The sequence below is a fragment of the Erysipelatoclostridium sp. An173 genome, from assembly GCF_002160495.1.
Lineage (GTDB): Bacteria > Bacillota_I > Bacilli_A > Erysipelotrichales > Coprobacillaceae > Thomasclavelia > Thomasclavelia merdavium.
The window spans coordinates 122,562-139,007 of the sequence record NZ_NFKR01000004.1; the positions used below are offsets into that span (position 1 = coordinate 122,562).

18 protein-coding genes and 1 tRNA gene are annotated in these 16,446 nt (G+C 28.9%); 14 read left to right on the plus strand and 5 right to left on the minus strand.

From position 1 onward, the window contains the following. Positions 1-33: 33 nt before the first annotated feature. The 5 genes from B5F09_RS03075 to B5F09_RS03095 all read left to right on the plus strand — a co-directional run bounded on the left by B5F09_RS03075 (position 34) and on the right by B5F09_RS03095 (position 3,356). A complete protein-coding gene (locus B5F09_RS03075) occupies positions 34-237 on the plus strand; it encodes a LuxR C-terminal-related transcriptional regulator (RefSeq protein ID WP_087301476.1) in 204 nt (67 codons plus the stop codon). Between the two features lie 304 nt (positions 238-541). Further along, positions 542-1,705: a M15 family metallopeptidase gene (locus B5F09_RS03080; RefSeq protein WP_239404229.1), complete on the plus strand. Its 1,164-nt coding sequence runs from the start codon at positions 542-544 to the stop codon at positions 1,703-1,705. Positions 1,706-1,789: 84 nt separating this feature from the next. After that, positions 1,790-2,701: a GerMN domain-containing protein gene (locus B5F09_RS03085; RefSeq protein WP_143357485.1), complete on the plus strand. Its 912-nt coding sequence runs from the start codon at positions 1,790-1,792 to the stop codon at positions 2,699-2,701. Positions 2,702-2,753: 52 nt separating this feature from the next. Then, positions 2,754-3,221, plus strand: a complete 468-nt coding sequence (locus tag B5F09_RS03090) for a metallophosphoesterase (RefSeq protein WP_087301472.1) — start codon at positions 2,754-2,756, stop codon at positions 3,219-3,221. A gap of 58 nt (positions 3,222-3,279) precedes the next feature. Next, a tRNA-Arg gene (locus B5F09_RS03095) sits at positions 3,280-3,356 on the plus strand. A gap of 178 nt (positions 3,357-3,534) precedes the next feature. Here B5F09_RS03095 and B5F09_RS03100 read toward each other — a convergent pair. From B5F09_RS03100 to B5F09_RS03120, 4 genes are all read right to left on the minus strand, one after another. Continuing rightward, positions 3,535-4,392 (minus strand): aminoglycoside phosphotransferase family protein, encoded by an 858-nt coding sequence (locus B5F09_RS03100; RefSeq protein ID WP_087371453.1) that lies wholly within the window; start codon positions 4,390-4,392, stop codon positions 3,535-3,537. A 241-nt stretch (positions 4,393-4,633) separates the two neighbouring features. Next, positions 4,634-4,987, minus strand: coding sequence for a diacylglycerol kinase family protein (locus B5F09_RS03105; protein ID WP_087371455.1), 354 nt, complete (start codon positions 4,985-4,987; stop codon positions 4,634-4,636). Between the two features lie 455 nt (positions 4,988-5,442). Then, on the minus strand, positions 5,443-5,652 hold the full coding sequence (locus tag B5F09_RS03115; RefSeq protein ID WP_087371461.1) for a hypothetical protein: 210 nt from the start codon (positions 5,650-5,652) through the stop codon (positions 5,443-5,445). 235 nt (positions 5,653-5,887) lie between these two features. Continuing rightward, positions 5,888-6,892 carry a YeiH family protein gene (locus B5F09_RS03120; RefSeq protein ID WP_087371464.1) on the minus strand — a complete coding sequence of 335 codons (1,005 nt, stop codon included), beginning with the start codon at positions 6,890-6,892 and terminating at the stop codon, positions 5,888-5,890. A 110-nt stretch (positions 6,893-7,002) separates the two neighbouring features. Between B5F09_RS03120 and B5F09_RS03125 the strand changes: the two genes are divergently transcribed. The 6 genes from B5F09_RS03125 to yihA all read left to right on the plus strand — a co-directional run bounded on the left by B5F09_RS03125 (position 7,003) and on the right by yihA (position 13,417). Further along, positions 7,003-7,896, plus strand: coding sequence for a LysR family transcriptional regulator (locus tag B5F09_RS03125; RefSeq protein ID WP_087371468.1), 894 nt, complete (start codon positions 7,003-7,005; stop codon positions 7,894-7,896). A gap of 19 nt (positions 7,897-7,915) precedes the next feature. Then, positions 7,916-8,059, plus strand: coding sequence for a hypothetical protein (locus B5F09_RS14820; protein ID WP_158095209.1), 144 nt, complete (start codon positions 7,916-7,918; stop codon positions 8,057-8,059). 23 nt (positions 8,060-8,082) lie between these two features. Further along, entirely contained in the window at positions 8,083-9,006 is a 924-nt protein-coding gene (locus B5F09_RS03130; RefSeq protein WP_087371471.1) for a hypothetical protein, read from the plus strand. 92 nt (positions 9,007-9,098) lie between these two features. Further along, positions 9,099-10,382 (plus strand): trigger factor, encoded by a 1,284-nt coding sequence (gene tig / locus B5F09_RS03135; RefSeq protein ID WP_087301234.1) that lies wholly within the window; start codon positions 9,099-9,101, stop codon positions 10,380-10,382. A 55-nt stretch (positions 10,383-10,437) separates the two neighbouring features. After that, entirely contained in the window at positions 10,438-12,774 is a 2,337-nt protein-coding gene (lon, locus tag B5F09_RS03140; RefSeq protein ID WP_087371474.1) for an endopeptidase La, read from the plus strand. A gap of 43 nt (positions 12,775-12,817) precedes the next feature. Then, the gene (gene yihA / locus B5F09_RS03145; protein ID WP_087301228.1) at positions 12,818-13,417 is read left to right on the plus strand and encodes a ribosome biogenesis GTP-binding protein YihA/YsxC; all 600 of its coding nucleotides are present in this window, start codon (positions 12,818-12,820) and stop codon (positions 13,415-13,417) included. Positions 13,418-13,535: 118 nt separating this feature from the next. Here the strand turns inward: yihA and B5F09_RS03150 are convergent, their stop codons facing one another. Continuing rightward, positions 13,536-13,970 carry a helix-turn-helix domain-containing protein gene (locus B5F09_RS03150; protein ID WP_087371477.1) on the minus strand — a complete coding sequence of 145 codons (435 nt, stop codon included), beginning with the start codon at positions 13,968-13,970 and terminating at the stop codon, positions 13,536-13,538. A 135-nt stretch (positions 13,971-14,105) separates the two neighbouring features. On the opposite strand from B5F09_RS03150, the gene B5F09_RS03155 reads away from it, so the two are divergent. The 3 genes from B5F09_RS03155 (at position 14,106) to B5F09_RS03165 (ending at position 16,015) form a co-directional block, all read left to right on the plus strand. After that, entirely contained in the window at positions 14,106-14,876 is a 771-nt protein-coding gene (locus B5F09_RS03155) for a heavy metal-binding domain-containing protein (protein WP_087371480.1), read from the plus strand. A gap of 294 nt (positions 14,877-15,170) precedes the next feature. Beyond that, entirely contained in the window at positions 15,171-15,611 is a 441-nt protein-coding gene (locus tag B5F09_RS03160; protein ID WP_087371482.1) for a hypothetical protein, read from the plus strand. Positions 15,612-15,631: 20 nt separating this feature from the next. Next, a complete protein-coding gene (locus B5F09_RS03165) occupies positions 15,632-16,015 on the plus strand; it encodes a hypothetical protein (protein ID WP_087371485.1) in 384 nt (127 codons plus the stop codon). Positions 16,016-16,446 lie beyond the last annotated feature (431 nt).

Consider the following 16,446-nt stretch of genomic DNA (forward strand, 5'->3'; position numbering starts at 1 on the left):
TTCTCATATATTATAATATGAGGTGAATTGATGATGAATATTATCCTGACCCCAAGGGAAAAGGAAATTTTTGATTTGCTTGTAAAAAATCAGTCTACTAAAGAAATTGCTAAAACATTAGGGATAAGTGAAAAAACAGTTCGTAATCACATTTCTAATGTGATCCAAAAATTAGGGGTTGATTCACGAATTCAAGCGGTTTTTGAGTTGATTAGATTTAAGGAATTAGAATTATAGGCTAATTCCTTTTTTGTTATGTAAAATATTTATAATATCTATAGTCATGGTGTTTTTAAGGAATATACTAAAACGGGTTTTGATTATTGTTTTACATATAAATCAGTGATTAAGGCTTTATATTAGATGTGGAATTAAACTTTCCATTCTATATAAAATTTTGATAAAATATATAGTCATGGCATTTTTTTGGGAAATATGCTAAAATAGGTTGTAATTGTTATTTAATATATAGATTAGTGGTTATATTAATAATGTAGATTTTTTAAATATAGTTTTAATATGATTGAATAAGGGTGATTTTATGAAACTTAGAAAAGGACATTTATATATAATTGTTACATTGTGTTTTGTAATATCTTTTGTTGCCATTAATTGTAAATATGATCGTTTTTATCGTGTTAATGGAATTAACAATGATAATCGTGCTTTAATAGAGATGTATTTAGATGAACAGGAACAAGAATATTTAATCGAAAATGCTATTCCTGTAAACGAGTTTATTAAATATATTACTTATTCAGAGTTTAATCTAGAATATTATCAATTTTATAATGCGTTAGATAAAACTAAAAAATATAGTAATTATGATGAATTGATTTCAGTAGCCAATCAGTTAGCTAATAAATTAGAAGTAGCTTATGGTAATGATGCTATTTCATATTGTGATACGCTAGTTCATAATGATCTGGTTTTAGCTTATATTAATCAAGATTCTTTTGATTTTGATAATATTGATTATTATCAGTTAATTCGTTCAATATACGATGAAAGTGATTATAGCTATATTAGTGATACAAATAAATATATTCAAATCATGCAAGAAGATGAAGACTTAAATGATGATGATTTATATGATCAGGTTAAGGAATTAAGCGCTAATTTTACTAAAACATCATTGGCAACGTTGTTCAATACTGAATTACAGCCAAATGCTCAAAGGATTTATAATCCAAGTGAGCCAACATTAGTGGTTAATAATACAACATATATTGGTGGCTATGAACCGAAAAATCTTGTTACTACATTAGGTATTCCAAGAACAAATTATTCTATGTATTTACAAGAAGAAACATTTAATCATTTATTGGAAATGTATCGGGCTTGTTATCAAGAATGTGGTAGTGGAATGATTTTAACAAAAGCCTATGTTGGTTATGATGTAGCTACTTTAGAAGATCGTGGGGTAGTTGCCGGATATAACGAATTCCAATTAGGTAATACTGTTACATTGCAACAATTAGAAATTAGTGTCGAAGATTTTGTGGAAACAGAAATTTATCAATGGCTATTAAATCATAGTTATGAATACGGATTTGTTCTTCGTTATCCGGCTGATAAAACAATTATAACTGGTCATGAATTTAATCCAACGATATTTAGATACGTTGGTGTTGAAGTAGCAACAACTATGCATCAGCAGAACTTATGTTTAGAAGAATATAATAATTTAAATGTTAATGAATAAAACGAGCTTGATTGGCTCGTTTTTTTATTTAAAATAATCATTTTAAAATCGATAGTTCATATGATTATAATGGGGTGACCAGAAATGAAGAAAAAGCTTTTAATAATTTTTGCTATCGGTATTTGTGCTGTGGCTAGTTTTGTTTATTTGAAAAATAATAATGAAAAAGAAAAAACAGCTAACACAAATGATCCAAATTATCAAACTGTTGTTTTTAAAGATAAACAAGATACATTAGTTCCTATAACAGTTGATTTTGCTAGAGAAATGGAAGATGATACAAAATATAGAAATATGATTGAAGTGATGAAATCAACCGACTATGAATATTTAGGATTATATCCTATTTTAGATTCCAATTTACAAGTAAATGCTATTTCTTTAAATGAAAACTCATTAACATTTGATTTAAGTGATCATTTATATGTAAATAATAATCAGGAAGCATTAGATATTTTAGAAATGTTTTCTTATGTATTTTGTGTTGATGGTGTTAAAAAAGTTAATTTAAAAATAAATGGTAATGATATAAGTGAAATTCCTAATAGTACGATACCTACTAGCTGTATTACTGATAATTTAGGCATAAATAATTTTGAATCAGCTACGAATTATATTTATAAAACAACGCCAGTAGTAGTTTATAATACTAAAAAAATAAATAATAAAGAATATTATGTTCCAATTACAAAAAGAGTAGAAACAAATGCTACCGATATAGATACAAAAGTTGCTTTGATGTTAGAAGAAATCGAATATGATAAACCGCTAAGTTTAGTAGATAGCTGCTCGTTGCAAGAAGGGGTATTAACGATTCATCTAGCACCAAATATTTTAAATGATAATGAATCGATAGATAATACATTATATAATCGTATCGTTAAGTCAGCTAATCATCTTGATAATGTTGAAAGTGTTTCGATTTTTATTGATGATCAGGAAATTTTACCAGTTGAAGATGTTAATGGTGAAGTTGATAATCGAATAAAAATATAATATGATTTCTTTTTTTTGACTGATTGTGTATAATGTTGTTTAGGTGATGAAAGTGAAAAAGATAGTAGTAATGTCAGATAGCCATGGTTATCATCGGGCAATTGAAGAAGTAAGAGATTTAGAACCTGATGGTGATGTATATGTTCATTGTGGTGATAGTGAGGCAGAACCAGAATTACTTGAAGGCTGGGTTGTTGTTCGAGGTAATAATGACTGGTTTTATCCTTATGATGAAGAAGCTGTTTTTGAAATTGAAGGGGTGCGGTTTTTAGTAACTCATGGACATCGTTATGGCTATTATAATCGTAAAGAAGCAATGGTTGATGATTTGAAACGGCATTATTGTGATGTGTTGTTATCTGGTCATACGCATGTTCCTCAATTTGAAGAAGAATCTGGTTTTTATTTGATCAATCCTGGTTCGACAACTTTACCTAGACGCGGCAGTGATAAGATGTATTGTGTGATAAATGTCGACGATGGTAAAATAGATGTAAAATTTAAACAAATTTTTTTCTAAAAACACTTGCACTTCTCTTTTAGATATGCTATTATATATGAGCAGTCAGGAAAGAGAGGTCTACGTAGCTCAGCTGGATAGAGCACACGCCTTCTAAGCGTGCGGTCAGGGGTTCGAATCCCTTCGTGGACGCCATTTGAAAAATAATGAGATTGATAAAATCTCTTGAAACCCTTGGTGTTAATCAAGGGTTTTTATTTTGCGATTTATTAGTTTTACATATAAGTATTTTTTAAGATATTAAAAATTATATTTTTAATAAAAAAGCAAGATAATCTTTTTTTAGATTTCTTGCTTTTGCATTTTTAGGTAATCATAGTTCTTCATTTAAGATTACATTAATCGTATGACGAGCATTTTGCTTAAAATCTATATTTTCATCATCATATGTAATCAATGCTTTCCATAAAGCCCAGCCTTTTGCTCGATTTATCATATCACTAGGTAAATTTGCTAAAAATATTTTTCTGGCTTCTTTATTAAAGTATGTCCAAGCCATAGCATAATCACATGCAGGGTCTCCAGTACCTAATATCCCAAAATCAATTATTCCATGAAAAGAGTTGTTTTGAATTAAAATATTCCCAGGAGCAATATCACCATGAACCCAAACATTTTTTTCGGTATATTTTTTTGAAGTACAAGTATCCCAGATATTTTTAAGCTGTTTAACTGGTAGACGATTTTCTAAAGTCTTTAATGCTTTTAAAGTCTGGTCTTCATATACTTTTAAATCACCACCTCGAAAAAAATTATGCTGGCCGGCTTCTGGTCCGTTGCAACAATCAATCATTTGTAATTTTTTTAAGGCAGTGGCTAATTCTTTTGCAAGCTGTTTTTGATTAATATTAGGACATTCAAACAAAGTGTTACCTTTGATCCATTGGTTGATTGACCAAGGGAAGGGAAAATAGCTAGTTGGTTTACCGATAGCAATTGGTTTTGAAATTGGATAATCAAGATGTTCTTGTAAATAGGGTAACCAGCGATTTTCTTTTTCAACTTGTTTAGCATATTCGTGACCACTAGGCAGGCGGATTGACATCGTATTACCTAAATGGAAAGTACGGTTATCATGACCGCTTTTTGCAACCGGATAAATTTTTAATTCTTGCCATTGAGGGAATTGTTCTTTAATTAATTTTTTAGGTATCGCTACTGATATTTCCATAATCTAACTCCTTTAAAATATTTTTTTATAGTCTATCATTCTTTTTGTTGTTATACAATGGAGGGTGATTTTTATATATGAATATTAATTCAAAATATAAGGAATCACTAAAAAATAAACCCCAATCAGCATAATGCCAATTGGGGAGAACAAATTTTACTTATTTAGTGTGTCCGCTTGACAGGGACCAGATCAAACATTAAGAGTTTATTGTCTTATTGAAATCTAAAAAATATTATTTTTAAAATAACTTAGGAACAAAGATAATAAGTCCAATAACCACTGAAGCGATAGCGCTGATCAATACAGAACCAGCGGCAACATCTTTTGCGTATTTAGCGAGTTCATGATAGTTAGGAGAACAAAGGTCAACAACTGCTTCGATAGCGGTATTTACTAGTTCTAAAGAAATAACTAGAGCAAACAGTAAGATACAAATTAACCATTCTGTTGTTGATAGATGAAAAATAAAGCCACAGATAATAACTAAAATCATAACTGAAATATGAATTTTAATGTTTCTTTCTTTTTTGATACAGCTAATGATGCCGGAAATGGCATAGCTTAAACTTTTGTAAAATGGATCTTTATGCATAAAATTAGCTCCTTAATTATTTTTATTTTTAATAAAGATATTCAATATCGTGTTAGATTGATTAAAAGGTTAATAATATTATATAATATTGTTTTATTGCTTTCAATGAGCCGTATTGGTATAAAAAATGTCTAAATGAGTATTTAGGCATTTTTGATAACTTTTTTGTTATTGAATAATTTATTATAGATTAATCTAGTTATTGGTCCGGCTGCAAACAGATTCCATAGCAAAGCCATTGGGAAATTTTTTATTACAGTGCCCACCCAAATAGCTGGTAATAGGTATAATGAATTTTCAGCCAGGACAATATTAAAAATAATTGAAGCAACTAAAGACATAGTAGGACACATTATTAAAACTGTACAACATGAAGTAATTATACTTATAAAAAAAGGATTATCGCTTTCGGGTCTTACAATTTTTTTGGCTAAATATAAACCAATTGGATTTCCCTATAAATTAGAAATTATAAATACAATTATCATCATAAAACTGCTCTCTTTTAAAGCGTTTAAAAACACAGCGTTTGTCATATTACTAAAACCACCAGGCATTAAATTATAACCGGCATTAATGGCGTTGTTATATACCTCCATTCCATAAGTCATCGTAATTGACATTAAAATCCCAAAGATAAGCTTTTGTCCTTTTGTTTTTGGCATTACATAATCTCCTTTCAACAATAAAATTAGAAAAAGGCGTTAATCTTTGAATTTAATTTCATAGACTACGCCTTTTCGACTTATTTCTATTAAAAAGATTATTGCCAATTTCTAGCTAGATTTTATCAAAATCGATTTTTGTTGTCAAAATAAAAATAGCAGATAACTTTGTTTCTTGATATAAAAAAAGATTTAACTAACTTGGTTAATAGCTAAATCTTTTCTTGATTAATAATTATAAAATTCCTAATAATGCTTGCATTGAAAGACAAACAACGGTAATAGAAACCCAACAGCAAAATCCCATGAAAATTGGTTTAGCACCACTTTTGATTAGTTTAACGATATTAGTATTTAATCCAATGGCGGCCATTGCCATGATAATAAAGAATTTACTTAATTCTTTTAATGGAGCAGTAACTGTTCCTGGTAGATTAAATACAGTTGTAATGACTGATGCTAATACGAAAAATAAGATAAAAAACGGGAATATTTTTTTGATATCAAATGTGCTTTCACTTTTATCAGCGTCACGAGTTCTTTTTATTGCTAATGCTAAAGTAATTGGGATAATTGCTAATGTTCTTGTAAGTTTTACGATTGTCGCTTGATCTAATGTGTTGCTACCATGAATACCATCCCAAGCAGCAGCAGTAGCTGTTACTGATGAAGTATCATTAACAGCGCTTCCAGCGAAAATTCCAAATCCTTCGTTAGATAAACCTAATATCCCACCTAATGTTGGGAAAATTAAAGCTGCTAAAATGTTAAATAAGAAAATAACTGAAATTGACTGAGCAATTTCTTCATCATCGGCTTCGATGACTGGTGCAGTTGCTGCGATTGCTGAACCACCACAAATAGAAGAACCAACACCAATCAATGTTGAGATCTTTGATGGCATTTTTAAGACTTTACATAAAACGTATGCTACAACAAGAGAAGTTGTAATTGTTGATAAAATTATTGGCAGTGAAGAGCTACCAGTTTTGACTATATCACCTAAATTCATTCCAAACCCTAATAAAATTACCGCATATTGCAGTATTTTTTTAGATGTGAAAGTAATACCGCTTTGAACTTTACTTTTATCTTTAATGGCAAATGTAATGATCATTCCCATTAAAATTGCAAATACTGGTCCACCAACTAACGGGAATTGTTTTCCTAAAAAGTAAGCGGGTAAGGCTATTGCTAGACATAAAAGTACCCCTAAAGTGTTGTTTTTTATTTTTGACATAATGTTCCTCCCTTTGACAGAGTCATTATAGCTAAAAAATATAATAAAATAAAATTATAATTATTTATTTAACGATAAAAATATGTTATAGTTAATATTGGGTGATTGGAATGCTTGATTTTCGTATTGATACTTTTTTAGCTGTCTGTAAATTTATGAATTTTACTAAAGCTAGTCAATATTTAAATATTACGCAGCCTGCTGTTTCTGGACACATCCGATATTTAGAAGAATATTATCAAGTTAAACTGTTTGTTTATTCGGGTAAAAAAATGTATCTAACTAAAGAGGGCAAGATTTTACTTGAAGTTGCTACAACATTAAAACATGATGATATTTTTTTAAAAAACAAGTTAAAAAATCGTTCTAATAAACAAGAATTGATTTTTGGAGCAACTTTATCAGTTGGCGAATATATCATGCCTAAAATTATCAATAGCTTGTTACAAGAAAATTGTAATCTGGCTATTAAAATGCAAGTAGCTAATACTAGTGAACTTTTAAAAGGTATTAATGAAGGAAATTTAGATTTTGCAATAGTTGAAGGTTATTTTAATAAAAATGAATATGATTATCGGACTTTTTGCCATGAAAATTATATTTGTGTTGGTCCGAGTAATTTAAAGATTGATTCAGTAGAGGATATAAATGAGTTGTTTAAATATAATCTAATTATTCGAGAAACCGGTTCAGGATCACGTGAAATTATTGAACGCTGGCTAAAAGAGCGAAATATGAATTTACGAGATTTTGAAAATATAATTGAAATTGGTAATATTAATATGATCAAACATCTTGTTGCTAATTTACAAGGAGTTACTTTTATTTATCAAATGGCAGTAATCGATGAACTTAAGCAAGGTAAATTAAAAGAAATTAAAATTAATGATATGCAAATTAGTCATGAGATTAATTTTATTTGGCGTAAAAATAGTGTTTTTAGTGAATACTACCAGCAATTATTTGCACTATTTCAATTGCAAAATACTAAAGTATTGCTATAATAGATGAATAAAAGGAGTGATGAACATGCCTTTAACTGATGATGATTTTTTAAAGGATAGTAAACTAGAGCTTTATAATGAAGTGATTGAAAGTTTACAAGAGCAAGAAGAAAAAGTAGAAGAGATTGACTATCAGTTAGATTTATCAGAAGATGATGAATAAATTTTACATGACAAGGAGAAAAAATGATCGAAGAATATATTGCTAATAATCAGTTTCAAGATGCCTTAGATTTGTTGAATGATATGAGCGATGAAACAACACGTTATCAGCGTTTGGTTTGTCTATATGGTTTAGGTGAATATCAACAGGCTAAAGCAGAGGGAATGTTAGCTAAAGCTAAAGCAACAAATACTTATTATGATGTTGTTAGCATCTATGTTGCAACATTAAAAGAACTAGAAAAGTATGAAGATGCTATTAATATTATGATCGAAGAATTATCTATGCCTTACATTCCTTTTGAATATGAAACTGTATTTAATGCTGCTTATGATGAATTGTTGTTAGCTAAGCACGAGGCTAATGAAGGAATGGAACGATATAATCGTGCTTTTAGTATTGAAGATATGGAGAATATCTTATCTCGAGATCAAATTAATGAAGATTTACTTTATATGGCAATTGAACAGATGGAAGGAATGAATATTCGTCGTTTAATGCCGGTAATTCGTAATTTTTTAAAAAATGAACAGAAACCAGCATTTGCTAAAAGTTTATTGATAGAATTAATGATTGATCAAGAAATTGATGAAGATCTAGAATTAGTAAAAAATGGTATCAACTATGATATTAATCCTAGTTTTGCCCCATTGGTATTAAACCAGGAGGTTGGTGAAGGAATTTTAAAATTACTATCAGAAGCGATAGAAGATGAAAATCCTTCATTGTTTGCTTTATGTGAACAGTTTTTAAGTTATTATTTATATTTAGTTTATCCTAAATATATTGATGACTATGATTATCGACCAATAGCGGGGGCTATTCATTATCATTTAGCTTCAATGCAATATATCGATATCGAAATGGAAGATATTGAATTTTTATATAATTGTGACAAAGAGGATGTCTTAGAAAAGCTGAATGAAATTAAAGAAATAGAGTATTAATGAAAAAAATTGAGTGATTAATTGTTCAAATAAGTTGAATTAATGATATTGTTAGTATATAATACGTGATGAAACTAAAGAAGGAGAATAGTATGAAAATCAGTAATAAAAAATTAGAAAAAGCAATTGTTGAATTAACAGTAGCGTTTGAAAGTGATGAATGGAAATCAACTCAAGATAAAGCGCTTAATAAATTAGCTAAAAGTGTAAAAATTGACGGATTTAGACCAGGAAAAGCTCCTGTTGCGTTGATTAAATCAAGAATATCAAAAGCTAGTATTTTACAAGAAGCTTCTGATATGATTTTACAAGATAAATTTGTTCAAATTTTAACTGATGCTCAAGTTGAACCAGTGGCTCAACCAACTTTATCTGTTAATAAAATTAGTGAAGATGAATTAGAAGTAGTTATCAATGTACCTGTTAAACCTGAAGTAGAATTAGGAGAATATAAAGGTTTAGAAGTTAAAAAAGGTCGTGTAGCTGTAACTAAAAAAGAAATTGAAGAACAATTATCTAACTATCAAAGTCAATTTGCAGAATTGTCAGTTAAAGAAGATGGAAAAGTTGCTAAAGGTGATACTGCAGTAATTGATTATGAAGGATTTATTGATGGTGAAGCTTTTGATGGTGGAAAAGGTGAAAACTATCCATTAGAAATCGGAAGCGGTTCTTTCATTCCAGGATTTGAAGATCAATTAATTGGAATGACAACTGATAATGAACAAGAAATTAAAGTAACTTTCCCAGAAGATTATGGAGCACCTAATTTAGCTGGTAAAGAAGCTACATTTAAAGTAACTGTTCATGAAATCAAAGAAAAACATTTACCAGAAATCGATGATGAATTAGCAAAAGATGTTAACATCGATGGTGTAGAAACTTTAGAACAATTAAAAGCACATATTAAATCACAAATTAAAGCTCGTAAAGAAAATGAATCTGAAAACAAATTCATGGATGACATTTATAAAGCTTTAATTGCTTCATCTAAAGTTGAAGATAGTGATGCTTTATTAAAACAAGAACAAGATATGATGTTACAAGAAATTGAACAAAATTTACAAAGACAAGGTTTAAACTTCGAAGTTTATGAACAATTCACTGGAAAATCTAAAGAAGATGTTTTAGAAGATATTAAACCTCAAGCAGAAGAAAGAGTTAAATTAAATTTAATTTTAGAAGCAATTATTAAAGAAGAAGAATTAGCTGTAACTGATGAAGAACGTGAAGCTGAATTACAAAAAATTGCTGATATGTATCAAAGAGAATTAGATGATGTTAAGAAAATTTTCGAAGGAAATATGAGCCATGTTGAAAATGATATCTTAACTCGTAAAGCTATTGATTTAGTAAAAGACAATTTAAAGAAATAAAAAGACGCTCATAACATGCGTCTTTTTAGTAAAATTAGAAAATAGGAGGGAAAAAATGGAAGAACAAACTGTATTAACATTGCCAGTAGTTTGTACTCGGGGTATGGTTGTATTCCCAGAAAACCATCTAACATTAGATGTTGGACGCCCAGTAAGTTTAAAAGCACTTCAATTAAGTACTAATGAGCATGACAACAATATCATTTTTGTTTCGCAAATTAATCCTTTAGAGGATAATCCTTCTTTTGATGATGTGTACCATATTGGTACTCTTTGTAAAATTGAACGTAAAGTAAGACGTGATAGCTCTGGAACAATTAAATTAACTGTTCGCGGTGCTAAAAGAGTTGAGCTTACAAATTTTGAATTACATCAAGGTAGCCTTTATTCAACTGTGAAAATCATTGAAGATGAATTTGGTGATCGTAATGAAGAGGTTGCCTTAGTGCGTAAAGCAACTTCATATTTTGAACAAGCTAAACGCTCTATGCCAAATATGCCTTTAGATTCAATTAATCGATTAACAAGTGGTGTTTCTGCAAGTGTTTTAGCAGATACAATTGCGCAATATTTACCAATTGATTTGAAGCAAAAACAAAAAATCTTAGAAACATTTAATATTAATGAAAGATTATTACAAGTTATTAGTTCAATTGAATCAGAAAAAGTTATTGGTGAAATTGAAGAAACAATTAATCGTAAAGTACGTGAAAGTATTGATGAAAACCAACGTGAATACTATTTACGTGAAAAATTAAGAGCGATTAAAGAAGAATTAGGGGACAGTGTTCCTAAAGAAGACGACGCTGAAACAATTCGTGAAGAATTAAATAACAATCCTTATCCTCAACATGTTAAGGATAAAATCGAAGAAGAGTTACGTCGTTTTGAAACAATGCCTGCAGCTTCATCAGAAGCTAACGTTGTTAGAACATATATTGACTGGATGATGAAAACTCCTTGGTATCAAGAAACTAAAGATGTTGAAGATATCCAGGCAATTGAAGATGTTTTAAATGAAGATCATTATGGTCTAGAAAAAGTTAAAGAAAGAATTGTTGAATACTTAGCAGTTAAACAAATGACTAAGTCTTTAAAAGCACCAATTATTTGTTTAGCTGGTCCACCAGGTGTTGGTAAAACTTCAATTGCTAAAAGTATTGCTCGTGCCTTAGATCGTAAATTTATTAAAGCTTCATTAGGTGGAGTTCGTGATGAAGCTGAAGTACGTGGTCATCGTCGAACTTATTTAGGATCAATGCCAGGTAGAATCATTCAAGGAATGAAAAAAGCCGGTGTTGTTAATCCAGTATTTTTATTAGATGAAATTGACAAAATGTCAAGTGACTACAAAGGTGATCCTACTAGTGCAATGCTAGAAGTATTAGATCCTGAACAAAACAGTTTATTTTCTGATAACTATTTAGAAGAACCATATGATTTATCAAAAGTATTGTTCATTGCTACAGCAAATGATTTAGGTAATATTCCTGGTCCATTACGTGATCGTTTGGAAATTATTGAATTATCATCATACACTGAACAAGAAAAACAAATGATTGCAAAAAATCACTTAGTTAAAAAACAATTAAAAGCACATGGTTTAAATGAATCACAATTAGTTTTTGAAGATGATGCATTAATGTATATTATTCGTCACTATACTCGTGAAGCTGGTGTGCGTGATTTAGAAAGATTAATTGCAAAAATTTGTCGTAAAGCAGTATTAACAGTTTTAAAAGAGAAAAAAGAAACTTTAGTTGTAACTGTTGATAATTTAGAAGAATTATTAGGAAAAGCACCATTTGAACATACTAAGAAATTAGATCATAGCCAAGTAGGAGTTGTTACTGGTTTAGCTTATACTCAATTTGGTGGTGATATTTTACCAATCGAAGTTAATCATTTCCAAGGTTCTGGTAAGTTTATTATTACAGGACAACTTGGTGATGTCATGAAAGAATCAGCATCAATTGCTTTAGACTATATGAAAGCTAATAAAGAAAAATATGGTCTTGAGAATATTGCTTTTGATAAAGAAGATATTCATATTCATGTTCCTGAAGGAGCAGTTAAAAAAGATGGACCAAGTGCTGGGGTAACTTTAACAACAGCTATTTATTCAGCATTTAAAGATAAACCAGTTCGTAACGATGTTGCTATGACAGGTGAAATTACTTTACGTGGTAATGTCTTACCAATTGGTGGTTTAAAAGAAAAATCAATTTCAGCACATCGTTCAGGAATTAAAACAATTATCATTCCTAAAGATAATGCTAAGGATATTGATGATATTCCAAAATCAGTACAAGATGATCTAGAAATTATTTTAGCTGATCATATTGATACAGTTTTGGATCATGCACTTGTAAAAAAAGGGTTAAAAAATTAACCCTTTTTTTCTTGACTATGTTACAATAAAAGAGGTGATAAAAATGGTAAAAATTAAAAAAGCACAATATGTTTTATCGGCAGCCTGGAAAAGTCAATGGCCTCAAGAAAGCTATCCAGAAATGTGTTTAGCGGGACGTAGTAATGTTGGTAAAAGCAGTTTTATTAATACGATGTTGAATCGTAATGGATTAGCTAAGGTTTCTAGTACCCCTGGTAAAACTAGAACTTTGAATTTTTATAATGTAAATGATGCATTATATTTTGTAGACGTTCCTGGATATGGTTATGCTAAAGTTAATGATAATATGACTAAACAGTTTGGTAAAACAATGGATGAGTATATTAGTGATCGTAATACTTTGAAAGGTTTTATTTTATTAGTTGATTATCGTCATAAACCAACTAAAGACGATGTTATGATGTATGAGTTTGTTAAACATCATAATGTGCCAGTGATGGTTGTTGCTACCAAAGAAGATAAGTTAAAGCGTAATGATTTAAAGAAAAATGAAAAGATTATTAAGGAAACATTAGGATTACATCCTGAAGATAAATTTGTTCGTTTTTCTAGTTTAAAGAAAAAAGGTATCGAAGAAGCCTGGCAATTTATTTATCAGCTATGTGATATTGATTTTGAATAATTAGATAGTCTAATTATGGTTTTTGAAGCATTAATTTGATTAGGGATATTTTTAATTATAATATGAATAAAACAAGAGAAATCTAGATGGGTTCTTACTCGATAATGGGTAAAAGGAATTAAACAGTGCAAGAAATTGTACTGTTTTTTGTTCCTTTAAGTAAATCAATTAATTTAAAATCAGTATTATTCATTAAAAATGGTAAATAACATTTTCTAAATAAGTTGACTATTTTACTTCTACCGTATAAAATACGTTTGAGTAGTTTGAATTTGTTGTTGTTTCCTTCAACAAATCCCGAACTTTGTGGAAAAGATATTGCGTTCTTGATCGGGGCAATATCTTTTTCTATTCCTTCTATTAATGTTTTAAGCCTCGATTCTTTAAGTGAAAGAATTTCTAAAGTAGGAGTAGCTTTTGCATTTTCAATCTTACTTAAATAATAAACAGAAATATTAAGATTATTTGCTAGCTGTTCCTGTGTTAGTTTTAATTCATTTCTTCTTTTTTTGATTCTCGAGCCTATTATTTTATAATCTATGGTTGAATCCATTATTATACACCTCTTGCTAATATCATATAGATATTTTTACTAAATAAACATAAACTATTAGTTCAACTTGAACTAATAGAACAATATATGATAAAATGTCAATATAAAATAAGAGTAAAAACGAGGTGATAAAATATGGTATTAAAAGTGAGATGCGATGGTTGTCAAAAAGAATTTACACTCTTAGGCAATCAAAATAAGTTTGGTGAAATCTACTTATGTAATAATTGTAAATTAGCAGTTCCTAGTTTATTTAGATTATCAAATATAAATACTGTTAAAAATCCGGATTTGATTATTGAAAAAGTAGAAAAAGAATTAAAAAGAAGTAATTTTCCAGAGAATACAATACAAAAAATTAATGATTATATTAATAATAGAACAGTAACGATGGAGGAAAATAAACAGGAAAAAATAAAAGAAAAGGAATTTAAAGCAGAATTTGATGCTGGGATCTATGATGAACAAATAAAAAACTTTTTAATTACTTCCGGGTATAATTTTGAAGGATATCAAATTGTTGAGTACTTAGATTTTATTTGTGAAGAATACGTGATGGGAACAGGTTGGCTTAGTAGCAAAGAATCAGGAATAATGGATTTTCTAGGCGGTGAATCAACGATGTATGGTCGTAAATTAAAGCAATCAAAAAATGCGGTTAAATTACGTGCTATGAAAGAAGCAATGAAAAAAGGTGGCAATGCTATTATTGGAGCAAGTATGGCTTATACGACTTTTAGTAGGGATATGATAGGGGTTATTTTTACAGGTACTTCAGTAAAAATAGAAAAGATAGGTTTTGAAAATGGTCAAAGTGTTGATAATGAAAATGTATGTAATAAATGTGGAACAGAAAATAAAAAAGATGCTAGATTTTGTATAAATTGTGGAAATATTTTAAAGTAATGGAGCAAATATATGATCGAGGAATTATATAATCACGCTAGTAAATTTGCAAACTATAAAAAATCCTGTTATTAGATTTATTCATTAGAAGATAAGATATTAAAAAAAGATAATGGCATTAAGAAGTTTTTAATAGTAAGATTTTTTAATCGTAATTTTAATGAAAATAATGATTTAAAAGAGCTTAAAATTATTAGTTAATGGAAAAAAGAAAGAATTAATAAATTCAATCTTTTAAAAAAATATAATGATCCTAATGTTCTTGGTTTTGCAATAACAATAAATTTAGAAGAAATGAGAAAAGATGTAGAAATAATTGAATATACAACAACTAATGGAACTTTTCTGTCAACGAATGACCCTATAAATACAATTGCGATGGAAGAAAATTATCAGCGATTAAATGTTTTAAAGGCGAAATTTTTAGATAATAAAGTGCAAGTAATTCCATATATAAATGAAGATTGGATTTGTTGTTGTGAAAGTTTTAATTATAAGGAAAGTATATTTTGTGGGCAATGTGGTTGTTTAAAGGAAAATATAATTGAAATGATAAATTATCCTAGTATTAAATTGGTAGAACAATTAGAAAAAAAGATTAAATTTAATAAAGTAGATTCTTTTGAAACAACCATTAATAAATATATCATTGCCATAGAAAATAAATATGGAATAATTCAAAAAGACGTACTCGTAAATTTAAATATGGATTATTTAATTAAAGAGTATAAATAATTAGAGGGGAGATAATAAGAATGTTTACAAATATTAATTCAGATAGATTGTATCATTTCGGAATAGCAACGATAACCATGACTTGTATATATGGTTTAATCGGTTTAATTGGTGGATCAAAAATTATATCATTGGTATCTAAAATTAATGATGCATATAGTATGTATAGTGATTCTTCTAGTATGGGTGGAGAAATGATTAATTTTGCGATTATCTTTATTATTGCATTTACTGTAGTATTAGGTTTAACGGCTGGATTTGGTGCAATTGCTTTATCACAAATTATTGATCAAAATAATGGGAATAAAAAAGTTCGGAATACTAATTTTAATGTAATTAATTCTAATAATAGTAATAATTATGCAAATAATTCAAATAACTATTATGATGATTTAGATATTTGATTAGGATAAAAGTGTGAAAAATAATTTGACCCAATCGTGAGTAAAAACACAAAAAAAGACGAACTTAAAAACAAGTTCGGTTTCATTTAGAAAAAAACAGAATATTATTTAGGAATTTCTTGAATAGATGATACATCAAATCCCTGTGATTTTAGAAAGTTTAGTGCTGTCTCAACTGTATAATTGTTCTTTTCTTTTCGCTGCTTTGGATTCTTAAATGATTCATAGTCTGAAGGATTGAACTTTTCTCCAGTAAGAATCATGTGATATATACTGACAATCCAATCATTCTTGCGATAGCTATGATTGCTTTCTTGTGTCTTCTTCTTTTCTTGATCCTTGTATACTTTTGACCAAAATAACTGTTTTTCTTTCTGATGGCTGCCAATGCACATTGTACTAATACCGGTTTAAGATACTGCCCGGCTTTG

Bases quoted from the DNA above. Each gene is read 5' to 3' on its own strand.
- B5F09_RS03075 (WP_087301476.1), top strand. From the start codon at position 34: ATGAATATTATCCTGACCCCAAGGGAAAAGGAAATTTTTGATTTGCTT.
- B5F09_RS03080 (WP_239404229.1), top strand. From the start codon at position 542: ATGAAACTTAGAAAAGGACATTTATATATAATTGTTACATTGTGTTTT.
- B5F09_RS03085 (WP_143357485.1), top strand. From the start codon at position 1,790: ATGAAGAAAAAGCTTTTAATAATTTTTGCTATCGGTATTTGTGCTGTG.
- B5F09_RS03100 (WP_087371453.1), bottom strand. From the start codon at position 4,392: ATGGAAATATCAGTAGCGATACCTAAAAAATTAATTAAAGAACAATTC.
- B5F09_RS03105 (WP_087371455.1), bottom strand. From the start codon at position 4,987: ATGCATAAAGATCCATTTTACAAAAGTTTAAGCTATGCCATTTCCGGC.
- B5F09_RS03115 (WP_087371461.1), bottom strand. From the start codon at position 5,652: ATGCCAAAAACAAAAGGACAAAAGCTTATCTTTGGGATTTTAATGTCA.
- B5F09_RS03120 (WP_087371464.1), bottom strand. From the start codon at position 6,892: ATGTCAAAAATAAAAAACAACACTTTAGGGGTACTTTTATGTCTAGCA.
- B5F09_RS03125 (WP_087371468.1), top strand. From the start codon at position 7,003: ATGCTTGATTTTCGTATTGATACTTTTTTAGCTGTCTGTAAATTTATG.
- B5F09_RS14820 (WP_158095209.1), top strand. From the start codon at position 7,916: ATGAACATGCCTTTAACTGATGATGATTTTTTAAAGGATAGTAAACTA.
- B5F09_RS03130 (WP_087371471.1), top strand. From the start codon at position 8,083: ATGATCGAAGAATATATTGCTAATAATCAGTTTCAAGATGCCTTAGAT.
- tig (WP_087301234.1), top strand. From the start codon at position 9,099: ATGAAAATCAGTAATAAAAAATTAGAAAAAGCAATTGTTGAATTAACA.
- lon (WP_087371474.1), top strand. From the start codon at position 10,438: ATGGAAGAACAAACTGTATTAACATTGCCAGTAGTTTGTACTCGGGGT.
- yihA (WP_087301228.1), top strand. From the start codon at position 12,818: ATGGTAAAAATTAAAAAAGCACAATATGTTTTATCGGCAGCCTGGAAA.
- B5F09_RS03150 (WP_087371477.1), bottom strand. From the start codon at position 13,970: ATGGATTCAACCATAGATTATAAAATAATAGGCTCGAGAATCAAAAAA.
- B5F09_RS03155 (WP_087371480.1), top strand. From the start codon at position 14,106: ATGGTATTAAAAGTGAGATGCGATGGTTGTCAAAAAGAATTTACACTC.
- B5F09_RS03160 (WP_087371482.1), top strand. From the start codon at position 15,171: ATGAGAAAAGATGTAGAAATAATTGAATATACAACAACTAATGGAACT.
- B5F09_RS03165 (WP_087371485.1), top strand. From the start codon at position 15,632: ATGTTTACAAATATTAATTCAGATAGATTGTATCATTTCGGAATAGCA.